Raw genomic sequence first — 14660 nt, forward strand, 5'->3', positions numbered from 1 at the left:
ATGCTGAGCACCACGCCTCTTCGACTTTACCTTGATGAAAATCCGCTGCTCTCGCTCCCTGCCCTGCAGGTGGCCCCTGGCGAGGTATTGACCCTGATGGGGCCGAGCGGTTGCGGTAAAAGCTCCCTGCTGGCAGGGCTGGCCGGAGTACTGCCGGGCGCGCAGACAGGAAATGGCCCGATCCGGCTGGAGGGGGAGATAAGGCTCGGCGAGCGACCACTCAACACCTTGCCTGCACAAGCGCGGCGCATCGGCATGCTGTTTCAGGATGACCTGCTGTTCGACCATCTGACGGTGGCGGAGAACCTGATGTTCGGTATGCCTGCGGCCATCAAGGGAAAACACGCTCGGCGGGAAAAAGCACTGGCCGCATTGGCACAAGTCGCACTGGCGGATCAGGCTGACAAGCTGCCACAACTGTTGTCAGGGGGTCAGCGAGCGCGGGTCAGTCTGCTGCGGGCGCTGTTGGCGGAACCCGATGCCCTGCTGCTGGACGAGCCCTTCTCCCGCCTCGACAAGCCACTGCGGGCCGCCTTTCGCGAGCTGGTATTCGCGCAGATCAAGACGCTGGCCATCCCCGCGATTCTGGTGACCCACGACGAAGAGGATGCGCCGGGCACCATACTCAATCTCACCGAATCCTGTTTTTGACCAAGGAGTTCACCTTGTTTGATCGCCATCTGATCCCCGTGATCCGCAGCCCCCTCACCCAGCTCGCCAAGCCGCTCTGCCGCGCCGGGATCAGTGCCAATCAGGTGAGCCTCACCGGCTTTGCCATCGGCATGCTGGCGCTGCCGCTACTGGCCTTTGGCTGCTATCCGTGGGCGCTCGCGGCCATCCTGCTCAACCGGCTGCTGGACGGGCTCGATGGCGCCGTGGCGCGGGAAACCGGCATCACCGACTGCGGCGGCTTTCTCGACATCACGCTGGATTTTATCTTCTACGCCGCCGTGGTGCTGGGCTTTGCCCTCGCCGCCCCCGCCAATCCACTACCCGCCGCCACCCTGCTGTTTGCCTTTATGGGCACAGGGTCAAGCTTTCTGGCGTTTGCCATCATGGCGGGCAAGCGGGGGATCGACAATCCGGTCTACCACCACAAATCCCTCTACTATCTGGGCGGCCTCACCGAGGGGAGCGAGACCATCGCCCTCTTTGTGCTGATGTGCCTGTGGCCCACCGCCTTCGCCCCGCTCGCCTACGGCTTTGCAATGCTCTGCGCCATCACCACCCTGACCCGGCTCTGGAGCGGTTACCACACCCTGCGTCCCCCCCAGCCATAAACAGCACAGCCCTCACCGGAGGGCTAATCCATCGCACGATGAATTGGCGGCAAACAAGGCACACGGAACACTTGCACGGGGATGACAATGTTTTACCATGACGGCACTTTTATCAGTCTCTTTGAGAACCCTATGCGTCGCCTTGCCTCTCTTCTCACTCTGTCGTTATTCCCCCTGCTCGGTGGCTGCAGCAGCGCCCCTGCGCCAAAGCCCGTGGTCGTCCCCCAGCCCAAGAGCGCCTTTATCAATCAGGCGCCATCGAGCAAACCCGTTTATACACAAGGGGTTAGCAAGGGGGACTTCGCCAATCGCCCAAACGTGGACAGATTCGTCCAGAAGATGGTCGAGAAGCACGGTTTTGACAACGCCCAGCTGCATCAGGTGCTGGCACAGGCAGAGCGTTACGACTGGATCATCCGCCTGATGGATGCCCAGGCGCCGACCACCGCCAAGCCCACTGGCCCGACCGGTGCCTGGAACCGCTATCGCGCCAAGTTCATCACCCCGGACAACGTACAGAACGGCGTCAACTTCTGGCGTGAATACGCAAGCGAGCTGAACCGGGCGGAGCAGACCTACGGGGTGCCGCCCGAGATCATCGTCGGCATTATCGGGGTCGAGACCCGCTGGGGCCGGGTGATGGGCAAGACCCGCATTCTGGATGCACTGGCCACCCTGGCGTTTGATTACCCGCGCCGCGCCGAATTCTTCACCAGCGAGCTGGAAGCCTTCCTGGTGATGACCCGCGATGAGGGGATGGATCCCACCGAACCCAAGGGCTCCTATGCGGGTGCCATGGGCTACGGCCAGTTTATGCCCTCCAGCTTCCAGCGCTATGCGGTGGACTTTGACGGCAACGGCCACACCAACCTGTGGGATCCGGTGGATGCCATCGGCAGCGTCGCCAACTACTTCAAGGCCCATGGCTGGGAGAAAGGGCAACCGGTGGCGGTGCGTGGTCAGGGCCAACTGCCCGGCTATGAGCATGGCTTCCAGACCCGCTACCCGGTGGCCACCCTGCGCCGCGCAGGGCTGACGCCCACCAGCACCCTCGGCAACCACAGCGAGTCGAGCCTGCTGCGCCTCGATGTCGGCACCGGCTACCAATACTGGTACGGCCTACCCAACTTCTACACCATCACCCGTTACAACCACAGCACCCACTACGCCATGGCGGTGTGGCAGCTGGGTCTGGCGGTGAAAGAGGCCAAAGGCGGTTACTGAGTCAGGTACTGATTTGCCAACAAAAACGGGCCTGCTGGCCCGTTTTTGTTATTCGTTTTCCAGCAACCAGCGTTTGAGCAGTGCCGCTAACTGAGCCTGCTCCGCCTCGGTCAGTGGCGCCAGCAGGCGACGCTCGTTGGCCACGTGCAGCTCAACCGCCCGGTCGATAAGCGCTTTGCCCGATTCGGTGAGGCAGACCAGCAGGCTGCGCCGATCGCTGGGCGCCGCTTGCCGCTCTATCAGTCCCCGCTCGGCCAGCTTGTCGAGCCGGGCCGTCATGGCACCCGAACTCAACATGGCCGATTGGTAGAGCACTGTCGGCGTCAGTGGCTCACCCGACCGACGCAGGGTCGCCAAAATGTCGAAGTCCGTGCCAAGCAAGCCGCACTCCTTGAGCTCTTCATTCACCTCACGACCGGCAATTGCCGCCATCCGGGCTACCCGACCCAGCACCCCCATAGGAGAACAGTCGAGATCCGGTCGCTGCCGGGCCCACTGAGCCAGCAGCAGGTCTACATGATCTGATTCCATCGCCAACTACTTATCTTTATATCGAGATACTTGATGATAAATCAATTTGGCGCTAACTTATCTTTACTTGAAGATACTTCATAAAGAGATAAATAATGCCAATGCTGATCGCCTTGCTGGCTCCACTGCTGTGGGGCAGCACCTATGCTGTCGTCAGCCTCTACCTGACTGACTACTCACCCTACTGGGTTGCCGTATGGCGGGCACTGCCTGCTGGGCTGCTCTTGTTACTGTTACATCCGCGCATGCCGCCTCTGCCCTGGGGCAAGCAGTTCCTGTTGGCGTTTTGCAACATTGCCGCCTTCTTCGCTTTGCTGTTTGTGGCGGCCTTCCGGCTGCCGGGGGCAGTAGCAGGTACACTTGGTGCCACCCTGCCGCTGGTGCTGATGCTACTGGCCTGGTTGCAAGATAGCACACGACCGAGCCTGAAATGGCTACTGCTGGGATTGATGGGGTTGGCTGGGGTATTACTGCTGCTCAACCCCTCTGCCAATCTGGATCCTGTCGGAGTTGCATGCGCCATGCTGGCCACAGTGCTGATCGGCCAATCCAGCCGCTGGATGCGCCACTGGCCGGTAAACGATCTGCTGGCGCTGACCGCCTGGCAATTGCTGCTTGGGGGCTTGATGCTGATCCCGCTCGCCTGGTGGCTAGCTGGCCCAATGCCGTTACCGGATCCGGCCAGTGCGCCGGGATTGCTCTGGTTGATCCTGCTCAACACCGCGCTGGGCTACTGGGCCTGGTTGTGGGGATTAAAGCACCACGGCCCGGAGGTGATGGGCATGCAGGCCCTCACCAATCCCATGATGGCTGTGTCGCTTGGGGTATTGATGGTGGGTGAAACCCTGGATGTCAGCCAGTGGATCGGCATCGGGGTGATCCTGCTCTCCCTGTTCCTGATGAAGCTGCCAGCACGCCCCTTCTTCAAACGTTGGCAAGCCCGCCGAGCGAGTACAGGGATCTGTAACGAGGCGTAAACACCAGACCACCTCAATCCGCGCATAAACAAGAGGAGCCATTGCGGCTCCTCTTTTTAGTCAGCGGTCAGTGACTTGAAGGTGGCTTATACACCGGCCTTGGCCAGTGCCGCGGAGACGATCTGCTGGGCCTCTTGCTGGATGAGGTCGAGGTGCGCGTCGCCCTTGAAGCTCTCCATATAGATCTTGTAGATGGACTCGGTGCCGGAGGGGCGCGCCGCGAACCAGCCGTTCTCGGTCACCACCTTGAGACCGCCGATGGCAGCATCGTTGCCCGGCGCCTTGGTCAGCTTGGCGATGATGGGCTCACCGGCCAGGGTGGAGGCTTCTACCAGAGCAGGATCCAGCTTGGAGAGCACAGCTTTCTGGGCGCTGTTGGCCGGGGCGTCGATACGGCGATAGCTGGAGCGGCCAAACTTGGCTTCCAGTGCGTCGTAGTGGGCCTGCGGATCCTTGCCGGTCACCGCCAGAATTTCCGCCGCCAGCAGCGCCAGAATGAAACCATCCTTGTCGGTGGTCCAGACGGTACCATCTTTGCGCAGGAAGGAGGCGCCCGCGCTCTCTTCGCCGCCAAAGCCGAACTCGCCGCTGTAGAGGCCATCCACAAACCACTTGAAGCCGACCGGCACCTCTTTCAGGGTGCGGCCAATCTCGCCGGCAACCCGGTCGATCATGGAGGAAGAGACCAGCGTCTTGCCAACGGCCGCATCCGCAGACCAGCCGGTGCGATGGGTAAACAGATACTGGATTGCCACCGCCAGATAGTGGTTCGGGTTCATCAGGCCAGACTTGGTGACGATGCCGTGACGATCGTAGTCAGGGTCGTTACCAAGGGCGATATCGAACTTGTCCTTGAGGGCAATCAGGCTCGCCATGGCGAACGGGCTGGAGCAGTCCATCCGGATCTTGCCGTCTTTATCCAGGGTCATGAAGGAGAAGGTCGGATCGACCTTGTAGTTCACCACCTCGATGTTAAGGCCGTAGGTCTTGGCGATGACGTCCCAGTAGGCAACGCCGGAGCCACCCAGCGGATCGACACCGATCTTGATGCCCGCGTTCTTGATGGCATCCATATCCAGCACGTTCTTCAGATCATCCACATAGGGGGTGACATAGTCGTGCTCGACTACGAACGGGCTCTTGAGCGCCTCGGCGAACGGCATCCGTTTCACGCCAGTCAGACCCGCTTCCAGAATGGCGTTGGCACGATCCTCCACCCACTTGGTGATCTCCCCTTCGGCGGGGCCACCATGGGGCGGGTTGTATTTGAAGCCACCGTCTTCCGGCGGGTTGTGGGACGGAGTGATCACCACGCCGTCGGCACGAGCCGCAGGCTTGCTGGCCCCTTCTTTGCCAGAGTTGTAGCGCAGGATGGCGTGGGAGATGACCGGGGTCGGGGTAAAGCCCATACCGGCTTGAATGCGAGTTTCAACGCCGTTGGCCGCCAGCACTTCGACGGCGCTGGCAAAGGCGGATTCGGACAGGGCGTGGGTATCCATGCCGACAAACAGCGGGCCCGTGATGCCGGCCTGCTGGCGATACTCCACCAGCGCCTGGGTCACCGCCAGAATATGGGATTCGGTAAAGGCATTGTGCAGGGCGCTGCCACGGTGGCCGGAGGTACCGAAGGCAACCCGCTGCTCGGGGCGGCTCATGTCCGGCTTGTTGAGGTAGTAGGCGCTGACCAGACGGGGGATGTTGGTCAGATCGCTTAAACGGGCCGGTTGACCGGCGTGGGAATGCTGAGCCATGGCGTTTTCCTTGCGTAATGGCGGCCTTGCCGGGCAAGGCCTGAGTCTTGAAGAATCGTTAAATGGCGCCACACACCTGCGCGATCACCTCTTCGCCATAGCCCATGCTGGCCATCAGCTGGGCAACCATGTTCTGCTTGCGGCTGGTGTTGGTGTTGGTGATCACCCAGAACGGGGTCTCCGGTACCGGCTTGGGCTTGGTGGTGCTACCACTGGCGCGCAGAGCCTCGGGATCCTGCGAGAAATAGACGCGCTTGCGCCCCTTGATTTCGGTGGCCTGGGTAAAGCCTTCCGGGTTATCCCGGTAGAGGGTACTCAGCACCAGCATGAAGCGGTTGATGGACTTCTCTTCTTTTTGCAGCTCACCAGAATCGAGCAAGGCTTGCAGCCCTTGTTGGGTGGCTACGGTACTGGGCTGCGCGACAGCAACGGGCTCGGCAACCGGCACACGTTGGTGAGCAGGCTGTTCCAGCAGACGGCGCAGGATATCGGAGGCACTCTCACCAATGTGCCGGGTCTGGCTGGCGATATAGAAGTAGAGATCGTCATCAAGCTCGATGGTTTTCATAGGGATGCGCTGGACTCGTCGAAATTCGGATGCGGCGATTATACATAGGCAAACCCGACAGCCCAAGCAAGGGGCTGGCAGATGTACATGAATCTCATCGAGAATACGGCATAATAGCGGGCCAAGTGTGTGATCAGCCGCACTGATAGCCGATCCGGACGGGATTTTTTAGAAAAAAAACCACATAAAATCCCAATCCATTGGACGAAATCCTTTTCCTTCCAGTGCGTTAAATAAAACAGCGATACGCACCCACGACCGACAAGGTGTCATTTTGCAACAAAACAGCATATTGAACTTCAAGGAGCAGGGTCAGGGGCCGGCGGTCATTCTGATCCACGGCCTGTTTGGCAGCCTCGACAACCTCGGCCTGCTGGCCCGTGCCCTCTGCGAACAGTACCGGGTCATCAGCGTCGATCTGCGCAACCACGGCGCCTCCTTTCATAGCAGCGAGATGAGCTATCCGGCGCAAGCGGCCGACATTCTCGCGCTGATGGATCACCTTGAGCTTGATCAGGCGGCGATAGTAGGCCACTCGATGGGGGGCAAGGTAGGGATGCAGGTCACCAAGCTGGCGCCAGAGCGGGTGACCAAGCTGGTGGTGGCCGACATGGCGCCGGTCGCCTATCCCCACTCCCGCCACCAGAATGTGTTCGCCGGACTCAACGCCACACTGCGCACGGCGCCGCAAAGCCGCAGTGAAGCGGAAGCCATGCTGGCGCAGCACATCGAGATCGCCGGGGTACGCCAGTTCCTGCTCAAATCGTTCGCCAGAGGCGAGCATGGCTGGGGTTGGCGCTTCAATGTGCCCGCCCTTGAGCAAAACTACGCCAACATAATGGGCTGGCCAGACGATGAACGCCGCTTCGAGGGGCCTGTGCTCTTTATCAAAGGGGGGGATTCTGACTATATGCAGCCGCAATACAGCGAGACGGCACTGGCCCAATTCCCGGCGGCAAAGGTGCGTGTCATCGCGGGTACCGGCCACTGGCTGCATGCTGAAAAACCGGCTCTGTTCAACAAATTGGTTGTGGATTTCCTGTCGACAGGCGGTTAACAGTTTCAAATCCTTTGTGATATAGTGCGCCCGTCATAAGGAGTGTGCGCAATCCATGCTAAGTGAACATATCGACCTGATCGAAAGTTTGGGCCTCAAGTTATTCTTTGTGGCCATTTTCATATTGATTGGCCTGGCCATTCAGGACGTACTCAAGCGCGGCAACGTGCCCCGTTTCGGTCGTTTTATCGTCTGGTTGGTACTGTTTCTGGGTTGTGCGGGTTTTGTCGCCAAGGGGCTGATCGAACTGGGCTGGGAAGGCTCAGGACTCGGCTAACTTATTTTCATCTGTGATGTATGGCCAAACAGCAAACTGATCGAACAACACTGGATCTGTTCGCAAATGAGAAGCGCCCCGGCAGGCCAAAGACCAATCCACTCCCCCGCGAGACCCAGCTCAAGATCAACAAGCGTAACCAGCTTAAGCGCGATCGGGAAAATGGGCTGAAGCGGGTAGAGTTAAAGGTGGAGGCCGAGTTGCTGGAGCGCCTGAACCAACTTGCGTTACAACAGAACATCAGCCGAGCCGAGCTGATCCAATCTATCCTGAAACAACAGATTGAGTCCGCCTTTGCGGTGGACATTGCAGTCTGAGCGTTGAGCATTAACACCAAATACGGGTAACTAAACACTATGGCAAGTGTAGGTCTGTTTTTTGGCAGCGATACCGGTAACACCGAAGCTGTCGCCAAGATGATCCAGAAAGAGCTGGGCAAAAATCTGATTGAAGTCCGTGACATCGCCAAGAGCAGCAAGGCCGACATCGAGAGCTTTGATCTGCTGATGTTCGGCATCCCGACTTGGTACTACGGCGAAGCCCAGGCCGACTGGGACGACTTCTTCCCCGATCTGGGCGAAATCGACTTCACCAACAAGCTGGTCGCCATCTTCGGTTGCGGTGATCAGGAAGACTATTCCGAATACTTCCTCGACGCCATGGGCACCCTGCGTGACATCGTCGAAGCCAAAGGCGCCATCATCATCGGTCACTGGCCGACTGCCGGCTACGAGTTCGAAGCCTCCAAGGCACTGGTCGATGACAAGCACTTTGTCGGTCTGGGTATCGATGAAGATCGCCAGCCGGAGCTGACCGCCGAGCGCGTCAAGGGCTGGTGCAAGCAGCTGCACGAAGAGATGTGCCTGGGCGAGCTGGAGTAATCCGCTTCCCCTCATACCTCTGACAACAAGGGCCCCGACGGGGCCCTTGTTGTATCTGCAAGTGGCGATGCCTGCCTTTATTCACCCCTGTTATTCCCCTCTGTGCTCCGGTTTGGCCCGCACATAGAGGGTGCGCTTGACCTGCGCCACCAGCTCGCCGCTCTTGTCCTGCACCGAGACCTCGAATTCTGGGAAGTGTTTGTTGCCACCTTCGGTCGCCGCCACGATTTCGGCCAGCTTGCCCTCGGTCAGGTTAAACTCGGCCACCAGCTTGCCCTTGCCCGGCTTGATGTAGTTGATGCTGCCCGCCTTGTCCCAGACGTAATAGCGATTCTTGAAGTAGCCCATCAGCATCAGCGGATAAATGGGGTCAGTCATGGCAAACATGCTGCCGCCAAACTGGGTGCGGTTGGCATTCTTGTTCCACCAGCGGGATTTGAGGGTCACCCGGCAGTAGCGAAAGTCATCGCTCAGGGTCTCTATCTTGATACCGGCGCCCCAGAAAGGGGGCCAGGCGTTGAGTGCACGGCGCACCCAGGCCGCATTGTCAAAAAGCCAATCCATGGATCTCATCCGACCAGAATATGAAAGTTACATCTTATCAACATCTGCCATGCCAGCAAGTCGGACGACACGATTGATTATTTCAATCCAACCGGCCATTTATGGCTAAACCCCTTGAATTGCTGGGTTTATTTTTAGGGAAGCTACGACCTATAATGACAGGCCAAGCGAGTTCAAGGTTGCCATTCCTGCGGCAGTCCATCAGAATAACCCCACCTTCGAGAATGCGAATAAGTAGAATATGGCAGACAACAACCAAGCGTTAAAAAAGGCCGGGCTCAAGATCACCTTGCCCCGGGTCAAAATCCTGGAAATCCTGCAACAGCCGGACTGCCAGCACACCAGCGCCGAAGATCTCTATAAACGACTGATCGACCTGGGTGAAGAGATTGGTCTCGCTACCGTCTATCGCGTTCTCAACCAGTTTGATGATGCCGGTATCGTTACCCGTCACCACTTCGAAGGTGGCAAGTCGGTATTCGAGCTGGCCACTCAGGAGCACCACGACCACCTGGTTTGCCTCGACTGCGGCAAGGTGATCGAGTTCTCCGACGAAGTGATCGAACAGCGTCAGCGCGAGATCGCCAAGAAATTCAATATCCGTCTCACCAATCACAGCCTCTACCTCTACGGTCACTGTGCAACAGGTGAGTGCAAGCACGACGAATAAGTCGCCCGCGACTTGCAGATAACGGACAATAAAAAAGCCAGCTGATGCTGGCTTTTTTATTGTCCGGCGAAGGCCGTGGCATCGCACAGGGCAGGGTCTCCCCTGCCCTACTGAGTTAGCCTTCGACTTTGCCCCAGGAGTCGCGCAGGGCAACGGTGCGGTTGAACACCAGATGCTCCGGGCTGGAGAGCTTGTTGTCGGCGCAGAAGTAACCTTCACGCTCGAACTGGTAAGCTTGCTCCGGCTTGGCGTTCTTCAGGGAAGACTCGACACGGGCACCCTCGATGATCACCAGAGATTCCGGGTTCAGCGCGGCTTCGAAGTCATCCTCGGCACCCGGGTTCGGTACCTTGAACAAACGGTCGTAGAGACGCACTTCCGCTGGCAGGGAGTGAGTGGCGCTGACCCAGTGGATCACCCCTTTCACCTTGCGGCCATCGGCCGGATCCTTGCCCAGGGTCTCGGGATCGTAGGAGCAGTAGATGCAGGTGACCTTGCCATCCGCATCTTTCTCGATACGCTCGGCCTTGATCACATAGGCATTGCGCAGACGCACTTCCTTGCCCAGTACCAGACGCTTGAACTGCTTGTTCGCCTCTTCTTTGAAGTCCGCTTCGTCGATGAAGATTTCGCGGGTAAAGTTCAGCTCGCGGGTCCCCATCTCGGCATTGCTCGGGTGGGCCGGGGCCGTCAGCACTTCGTCGGCAGCCAGGTTCTCGATGACCACTTTCACCGGGTGCAACACGGCCATGGCGCGCGGCGCGTTCTCGTTGAGGTCTTCACGGATGCAGGCTTCCAGCATGCTCATCTCGACGATGTTGTCCTGCTTGGTGACGCCGATGCGCTTGCAGAACTCGCGGATGGAAGCCGGGGTGTAACCACGACGACGCAGACCGGAGACGGTCAGCATGCGCGGGTCGTCCCAACCATCGACATGCTTCTCGGTCACCAGCAGGTTCAGCTTGCGCTTGGACATGACGGTGTATTCGAGATTCAGACGAGAGAACTCGTACTGACGCGGGTGGCAATCGATGGTGATGTTGTCCAGCACCCAGTCGTACAGACGACGGTTGTCCTGGAACTCCAGGGTACAGATGGAGTGGGTGATCCCTTCCAGCGCGTCCGAGATGCAGTGGGTGAAGTCATACATCGGGTAGATGCACCACTTGTCACCGGTCTGGTGATGGTGGGCAAACTTGATGCGGTAAATAACCGGATCACGCATCACCATGAAGGGGGATGCCATGTCGATCTTGGCGCGCAGGCAGGCGGTGCCTTCGGCGAACTCGCCATTCTTCATCTTGGCAAACAGCGCCAGGTTCTCTTCCACGCTGCGATCGCGGAACGGGCTGTTCTTGCCAGCTTCAGTCAGGGTGCCACGGTACTCGCGCATCTGCTCGGGCGTCAGCTCGTCCACATAGGCCAGACCCTTTTCAATCAGCTCGATGGCGTAGCCGTGCAGCTTGTCGAAATAGTCGGAGGAGTAGCAGATCTCGCCGTTCCACTGGAAGCCGAGCCACTGTACGTCCTGCTTGATGGACTCTACGTACTCGATATCTTCCTTCACCGGGTTGGTGTCATCGAAACGCAGGTTGCACTGGCCCTGATAGTCGCGGGCGATGCCGAAGTTCAGGCAGATGGACTTGGCGTGGCCGATATGGAGATAACCGTTCGGCTCGGGCGGAAAACGGGTATGCACGCTGCTGTGCTTACCGCTGGCCAGATCTTCATCAATGATCTGACGAATAAAGTTAGTTGGGCTGTTCGCCTGACTCATGGCTCACCTCAAAAAAGCGTCACTGGCGGAAGTTGTGCCGGCTGGCACCCTCATCCCCCCGCCGTCAAGCCGGGTATGATCCCTTATTACGGGCGCTGTCTCAACCTGAATTTGGCACTTCCGGGCCATTTCCCGGCCATTGCGCCACTAAAAACGGCGTGGCTTGGCACATTGCACACCAAATGCATAAAAAAGCCCCGCACAAGGCGGGGCTGAAAGTGATGAAAAACACAAAACAGACAATTACACACAACAAAGGCTCACACGCACAGTCAACCTTTCCCAAACCCGATGCGCCATCGCCCTTGGGAAAGGCGGGTCTTGCGACCCACCTGATGTTAACGGTTGACTGCTATCAGTTCAGTTCGGTGACGCGGCTGGTGCGCTTGCCATCGAAGCTGGTGGTACGCAGGTAGACCTTGCCATTCACGCTCGGCTTGGCCGCGGCGTCATAGGCACTCCAGTTGGTACCGTCCAGGCTGTACTGGATGGGCAGACCCGGCAGATCTACGTTCGCTTCCAGCACACCGTTCACTACCTTGGCACCCGGTACGGAGAGGCGGTATTCAACACCGGCCTGATCCAGTTTCGGCAGCACGCGCTGACCCAGTACGTTGGCAAACTGGTTCCACTCTTTGTTGAGGGTGGCCTTGTTGACGAACTTGGTCTCGCCGGAGAACTCGCGACCCTTCACATAGTTCAGCTCGAAGCCACCTTTGTGCCAGGCACGCTCGGCCACGGAGAAGATACGCGGGTAGACCATGTACTCATACTGAGCATCGGTACGCACGGTTTCACTCCACTGCTGACCGGAGATCCCCTTGAACTTGACCGGATCCTGGTCACCCTTGGCCACGAAGGCGTTGCCGTCGCGGTCAACCGAGGTCTCGGCGTTCTGCGGCAGGTTTTCCGGGGCGAAGGCGAACACCTTGCGGGTGTCGTTGAAACGGGTTGCCCAGTAGTAGCCACGCTCGGCCGGGTGTACTTCGTTCGGGAAGTCGAAGTAGAGGTAATCCGGGTTGGACAGCACCACTTGGTAACCCTTGTGGGCCCACTTCATCGCTTCGTTGAAGCCACCCCAGTAGAGGGTTTCCCAGAAGTTGACACGGGTGTTGTCGGTGGCGAAGTCCTTGGCACCGCTGGCGTACTTCAGACCATCTTCCCACGCCTGCAGGGTAGAGAAGCCGCGGTCTTTGACCATCTGGCCCACTTCCTTGGCGAAGTAAACCGGCAGCTCGCCCACTTCCTTGATCTTGCCTTCGTCGATCATCTTCTGGCACATCGGGGACTTGCCAAACGGCTTGTCCTGCTTGCTGGAGTCGACGTTGCCTTTCCAGGCGACCAGCTCTTCTTTCTTGGTGACGGCCGGATCCTGATAGCCACCGCCCTGCATGATGTTCTTCGCCTCATCACCACCGTAGTGCCATGCGGTCAGCGGCTGACCGGCGGCCTGGTGCATCTGGGCAACTTCATCCATTACCTTGGCCACGAAGGTGGCAGCACCCGGCTGGCAAGGGTTGATGAAGGACATCTTGTCGTAGAACTGGACCGAGGTGACGTTGGAGGTGTCAGCCGGATCAGTCAGACGGAACTGGTTGGCTTCCGCTTCTTTGCCTTCCGCCATCAGACGCTTGTAGCGCGCTTCCATGGAGACCACGGCAGCACGGGCGTGGGCCGGCATGTTGATCTCGGGGATTACGGTCACACCGCGGGCCTTGGCATAACGCACCAGATCCACGTAGTCAGACTTGCTGTAGAAACCGGAACCCTGGTTGTCGCTGGCCGGGCCGGAACCCAGTTGCGGCATCAGGCACTTGGTTTCGGACTCGTCGTGGCAACGCTGGCTACCGACCTGGGTCAGCTCCGGCAGACCCGGGATCTCCAAACGCCAGCCTTCATCGTTGGTCAGGCCAAGGTGCAGCACGTTGAGCTTCATGGCAGACATCTGGTCAACCAGCTTCTTCATGGTATCCAGACTGCGGAAGTGGCGGGCCACGTCAGTTTGCATGCCACGGTATTCAAAGCGCGGCGCATCCTCGACGATCATCGGGCTCACCAGCTTGTCATCAACACCCAGCAGGGAGATCAGGGATTGTGCACCCCAGAATGCCCCGTCGATATCGCGACCCTGGATCACTGTGCCCTTCTGACCGATGGTCATATCATAGCCTTCAGCCTGCTTGAGCTTGCTGCCGAGCTTGATGGTCACCGGGTAGCCGGTGTCGGAGAGGGTAACACCCAGCTTGGTCAGTTGAGCCTTCAGGGCCTCGGCGCGATCGCTCGGCAAGTCCAGGGCATTGAGCTTGATGGTAGAGAAGTCAACCTGCGGACCAGCTTTGACTACCTGCTTCATCGGGGTCGGCAGGATCTGGTTGTCAATCTTGCCAGCCGGCAGCAGGGTGCTGGTCTGGTTGGCCGCGAAACGGGTCTCGCTGTTCATCAGGATGTTCTTGTCATCCTTGGTACGCTTCCAGCCATCAGCCGGCATCGGCTTCTCGTAGGTGCTGGCATCATTGATGTTGCTCATGCTGGCCAGTACTTTCGGCTCGGCACCTTCGCTGGCGACATACCAGTTCGGCATGATGTCAGATTCGAACAGTACCCAGTATTCCACCACCAGCGGCACTTCGACCGTGGCATCCTTGGCAAAGCCCTGGAACTTCTCGGTTGGCGTCAAACGATAGAGATCGCCGGTCAGGTGAGTGATGGTGAACTGGTCGTTATCCACACGCTGGATACGACGGATGGAGGAGACGTAGATGCTCCAGTCTTTGGAGGTCACGTCCGCACCGGTATTGGTCAGGTGCAGCTTGGCAACGCCACAGCTTGCCCACTCGGAACCGAGCGCCTGGCAATCGAGGCCGGCACCGGCACCGTCGTTGGTGACCACTTCATACTTGACCACCAGGTTGTTGGCGAGGGAGTCGACCACGGCCTGCTTGGCGGCATCGGCTGCCTGGACCTGGCTGACAAAAACGGTAGACATGGCAATGGCTAACAGAGAATGTTTCAAGTTCATAACTGCTGCTCTCATTTGAAGTAAAGGTTGGATTTTCTTGGCTTTTTTATATAGGGCCCCTGAGCGGGGCCCTTAGTTATGTCA

At 58.7% G+C, this 14660-nt stretch carries 15 protein-coding genes; 9 read left to right on the forward strand and 6 right to left on the reverse strand.

Annotated features, from left to right (window positions below):
* The 3 genes from I6L49_RS08550 to mltB all read left to right on the forward strand — a co-directional run bounded on the left by I6L49_RS08550 (nt 1) and on the right by mltB (nt 2504).
* Nucleotides 1–651 (forward strand): ATP-binding cassette domain-containing protein, encoded by a 651-nt coding sequence (locus I6L49_RS08550; RefSeq protein WP_216951237.1) that lies wholly within the window; start codon nt 1–3, stop codon nt 649–651.
* A gap of 14 nt (nt 652–665) precedes the next feature.
* Nucleotides 666–1280 carry a CDP-alcohol phosphatidyltransferase family protein gene (locus tag I6L49_RS08555; RefSeq protein ID WP_139406355.1) on the forward strand — a complete coding sequence of 205 codons (615 nt, stop codon included), beginning with the start codon at nt 666–668 and terminating at the stop codon, nt 1278–1280.
* 132 nt (nt 1281–1412) lie between these two features.
* Complete coding sequence (gene mltB, locus I6L49_RS08560) at nt 1413–2504, forward strand: lytic murein transglycosylase B (RefSeq protein ID WP_216951239.1); 1092 nt, start codon at nt 1413–1415, stop codon at nt 2502–2504.
* Between the two features lie 48 nt (nt 2505–2552).
* Here mltB and I6L49_RS08565 read toward each other — a convergent pair whose 3' ends face one another.
* Nucleotides 2553–3035, reverse strand: coding sequence for a MarR family winged helix-turn-helix transcriptional regulator (locus I6L49_RS08565; protein WP_216951241.1), 483 nt, complete (start codon nt 3033–3035; stop codon nt 2553–2555).
* A gap of 95 nt (nt 3036–3130) precedes the next feature.
* Here I6L49_RS08565 and I6L49_RS08570 point away from each other — a divergent pair, with 95 nt between their 5' ends.
* Nucleotides 3131–4012, forward strand: coding sequence for a DMT family transporter (locus tag I6L49_RS08570; protein ID WP_216951243.1), 882 nt, complete (start codon nt 3131–3133; stop codon nt 4010–4012).
* A gap of 86 nt (nt 4013–4098) precedes the next feature.
* Here the strand turns inward: I6L49_RS08570 and pgm are convergent, their stop codons facing one another.
* Nucleotides 4099–5763: a phosphoglucomutase (alpha-D-glucose-1,6-bisphosphate-dependent) gene (pgm, locus tag I6L49_RS08575; RefSeq protein ID WP_216951245.1), complete on the reverse strand. Its 1665-nt coding sequence runs from the start codon at nt 5761–5763 to the stop codon at nt 4099–4101.
* A 58-nt stretch (nt 5764–5821) separates the two neighbouring features.
* Nucleotides 5822–6331, reverse strand: coding sequence for a replication initiation negative regulator SeqA (seqA, locus tag I6L49_RS08580; RefSeq protein ID WP_005350541.1), 510 nt, complete (start codon nt 6329–6331; stop codon nt 5822–5824).
* A 292-nt stretch (nt 6332–6623) separates the two neighbouring features.
* Here seqA and I6L49_RS08585 point away from each other — a divergent pair, with 292 nt between their 5' ends.
* From I6L49_RS08585 to fldA, 4 genes are read left to right on the forward strand one after another with little or no spacing between them, the layout of a single operon-like run.
* The gene (locus I6L49_RS08585) at nt 6624–7388 is read left to right on the forward strand and encodes an alpha/beta fold hydrolase (RefSeq protein ID WP_216951627.1); all 765 of its coding nucleotides are present in this window, start codon (nt 6624–6626) and stop codon (nt 7386–7388) included.
* Nucleotides 7389–7443: 55 nt separating this feature from the next.
* Complete coding sequence (locus I6L49_RS08590) at nt 7444–7665, forward strand: DUF2788 domain-containing protein (RefSeq protein ID WP_005334296.1); 222 nt, start codon at nt 7444–7446, stop codon at nt 7663–7665.
* Nucleotides 7666–7685: 20 nt separating this feature from the next.
* Nucleotides 7686–7982 carry a LexA regulated protein gene (gene ybfE, locus I6L49_RS08595; RefSeq protein ID WP_005334297.1) on the forward strand — a complete coding sequence of 99 codons (297 nt, stop codon included), beginning with the start codon at nt 7686–7688 and terminating at the stop codon, nt 7980–7982.
* Between the two features lie 39 nt (nt 7983–8021).
* The gene (gene fldA, locus I6L49_RS08600; RefSeq protein WP_005334298.1) at nt 8022–8546 is read left to right on the forward strand and encodes a flavodoxin FldA; all 525 of its coding nucleotides are present in this window, start codon (nt 8022–8024) and stop codon (nt 8544–8546) included.
* A 90-nt stretch (nt 8547–8636) separates the two neighbouring features.
* Here the strand turns inward: fldA and I6L49_RS08605 are convergent, their stop codons facing one another.
* Nucleotides 8637–9110 carry a DUF4442 domain-containing protein gene (locus tag I6L49_RS08605; RefSeq protein WP_058056010.1) on the reverse strand — a complete coding sequence of 158 codons (474 nt, stop codon included), beginning with the start codon at nt 9108–9110 and terminating at the stop codon, nt 8637–8639.
* A gap of 241 nt (nt 9111–9351) precedes the next feature.
* On the opposite strand from I6L49_RS08605, the gene fur reads away from it, so the two are divergent.
* Nucleotides 9352–9780: a ferric iron uptake transcriptional regulator gene (gene fur / locus I6L49_RS08610; RefSeq protein ID WP_005334301.1), complete on the forward strand. Its 429-nt coding sequence runs from the start codon at nt 9352–9354 to the stop codon at nt 9778–9780.
* A 115-nt stretch (nt 9781–9895) separates the two neighbouring features.
* Here fur and glnS read toward each other — a convergent pair whose 3' ends face one another.
* Nucleotides 9896–11557 (reverse strand): glutamine--tRNA ligase, encoded by a 1662-nt coding sequence (gene glnS, locus I6L49_RS08615; protein ID WP_216951247.1) that lies wholly within the window; start codon nt 11555–11557, stop codon nt 9896–9898.
* Between the two features lie 355 nt (nt 11558–11912).
* On the reverse strand, nt 11913–14576 hold the full coding sequence (locus I6L49_RS08620; protein ID WP_216951248.1) for a beta-N-acetylhexosaminidase: 2664 nt from the start codon (nt 14574–14576) through the stop codon (nt 11913–11915).
* Nucleotides 14577–14660 lie beyond the last annotated feature (84 nt).

Source organism: Aeromonas sp. FDAARGOS 1419, assembly GCF_019047045.1.
GTDB classification, from domain to species: Bacteria; Pseudomonadota; Gammaproteobacteria; order Enterobacterales; family Aeromonadaceae; genus Aeromonas; species Aeromonas veronii.

Coding starts and splice junctions, on each gene's coding strand:
- I6L49_RS08550 (WP_216951237.1), top strand. CDS start 1: ATGCTGAGCACCACGCCTCTTCGACTTTACCTTGATGAAAATCCGCTG.
- mltB (WP_216951239.1), top strand. CDS start 1,413: ATGCGTCGCCTTGCCTCTCTTCTCACTCTGTCGTTATTCCCCCTGCTC.
- I6L49_RS08565 (WP_216951241.1), bottom strand. CDS start 3,035: ATGGAATCAGATCATGTAGACCTGCTGCTGGCTCAGTGGGCCCGGCAG.
- I6L49_RS08570 (WP_216951243.1), top strand. CDS start 3,131: ATGCCAATGCTGATCGCCTTGCTGGCTCCACTGCTGTGGGGCAGCACC.
- pgm (WP_216951245.1), bottom strand. CDS start 5,763: ATGGCTCAGCATTCCCACGCCGGTCAACCGGCCCGTTTAAGCGATCTG.
- seqA (WP_005350541.1), bottom strand. CDS start 6,331: ATGAAAACCATCGAGCTTGATGACGATCTCTACTTCTATATCGCCAGC.
- I6L49_RS08590 (WP_005334296.1), top strand. CDS start 7,444: ATGCTAAGTGAACATATCGACCTGATCGAAAGTTTGGGCCTCAAGTTA.
- ybfE (WP_005334297.1), top strand. CDS start 7,686: ATGGCCAAACAGCAAACTGATCGAACAACACTGGATCTGTTCGCAAAT.
- fldA (WP_005334298.1), top strand. CDS start 8,022: ATGGCAAGTGTAGGTCTGTTTTTTGGCAGCGATACCGGTAACACCGAA.
- I6L49_RS08605 (WP_058056010.1), bottom strand. CDS start 9,110: ATGGATTGGCTTTTTGACAATGCGGCCTGGGTGCGCCGTGCACTCAAC.
- fur (WP_005334301.1), top strand. CDS start 9,352: ATGGCAGACAACAACCAAGCGTTAAAAAAGGCCGGGCTCAAGATCACC.
- glnS (WP_216951247.1), bottom strand. CDS start 11,557: ATGAGTCAGGCGAACAGCCCAACTAACTTTATTCGTCAGATCATTGAT.
- I6L49_RS08620 (WP_216951248.1), bottom strand. CDS start 14,576: ATGAACTTGAAACATTCTCTGTTAGCCATTGCCATGTCTACCGTTTTT.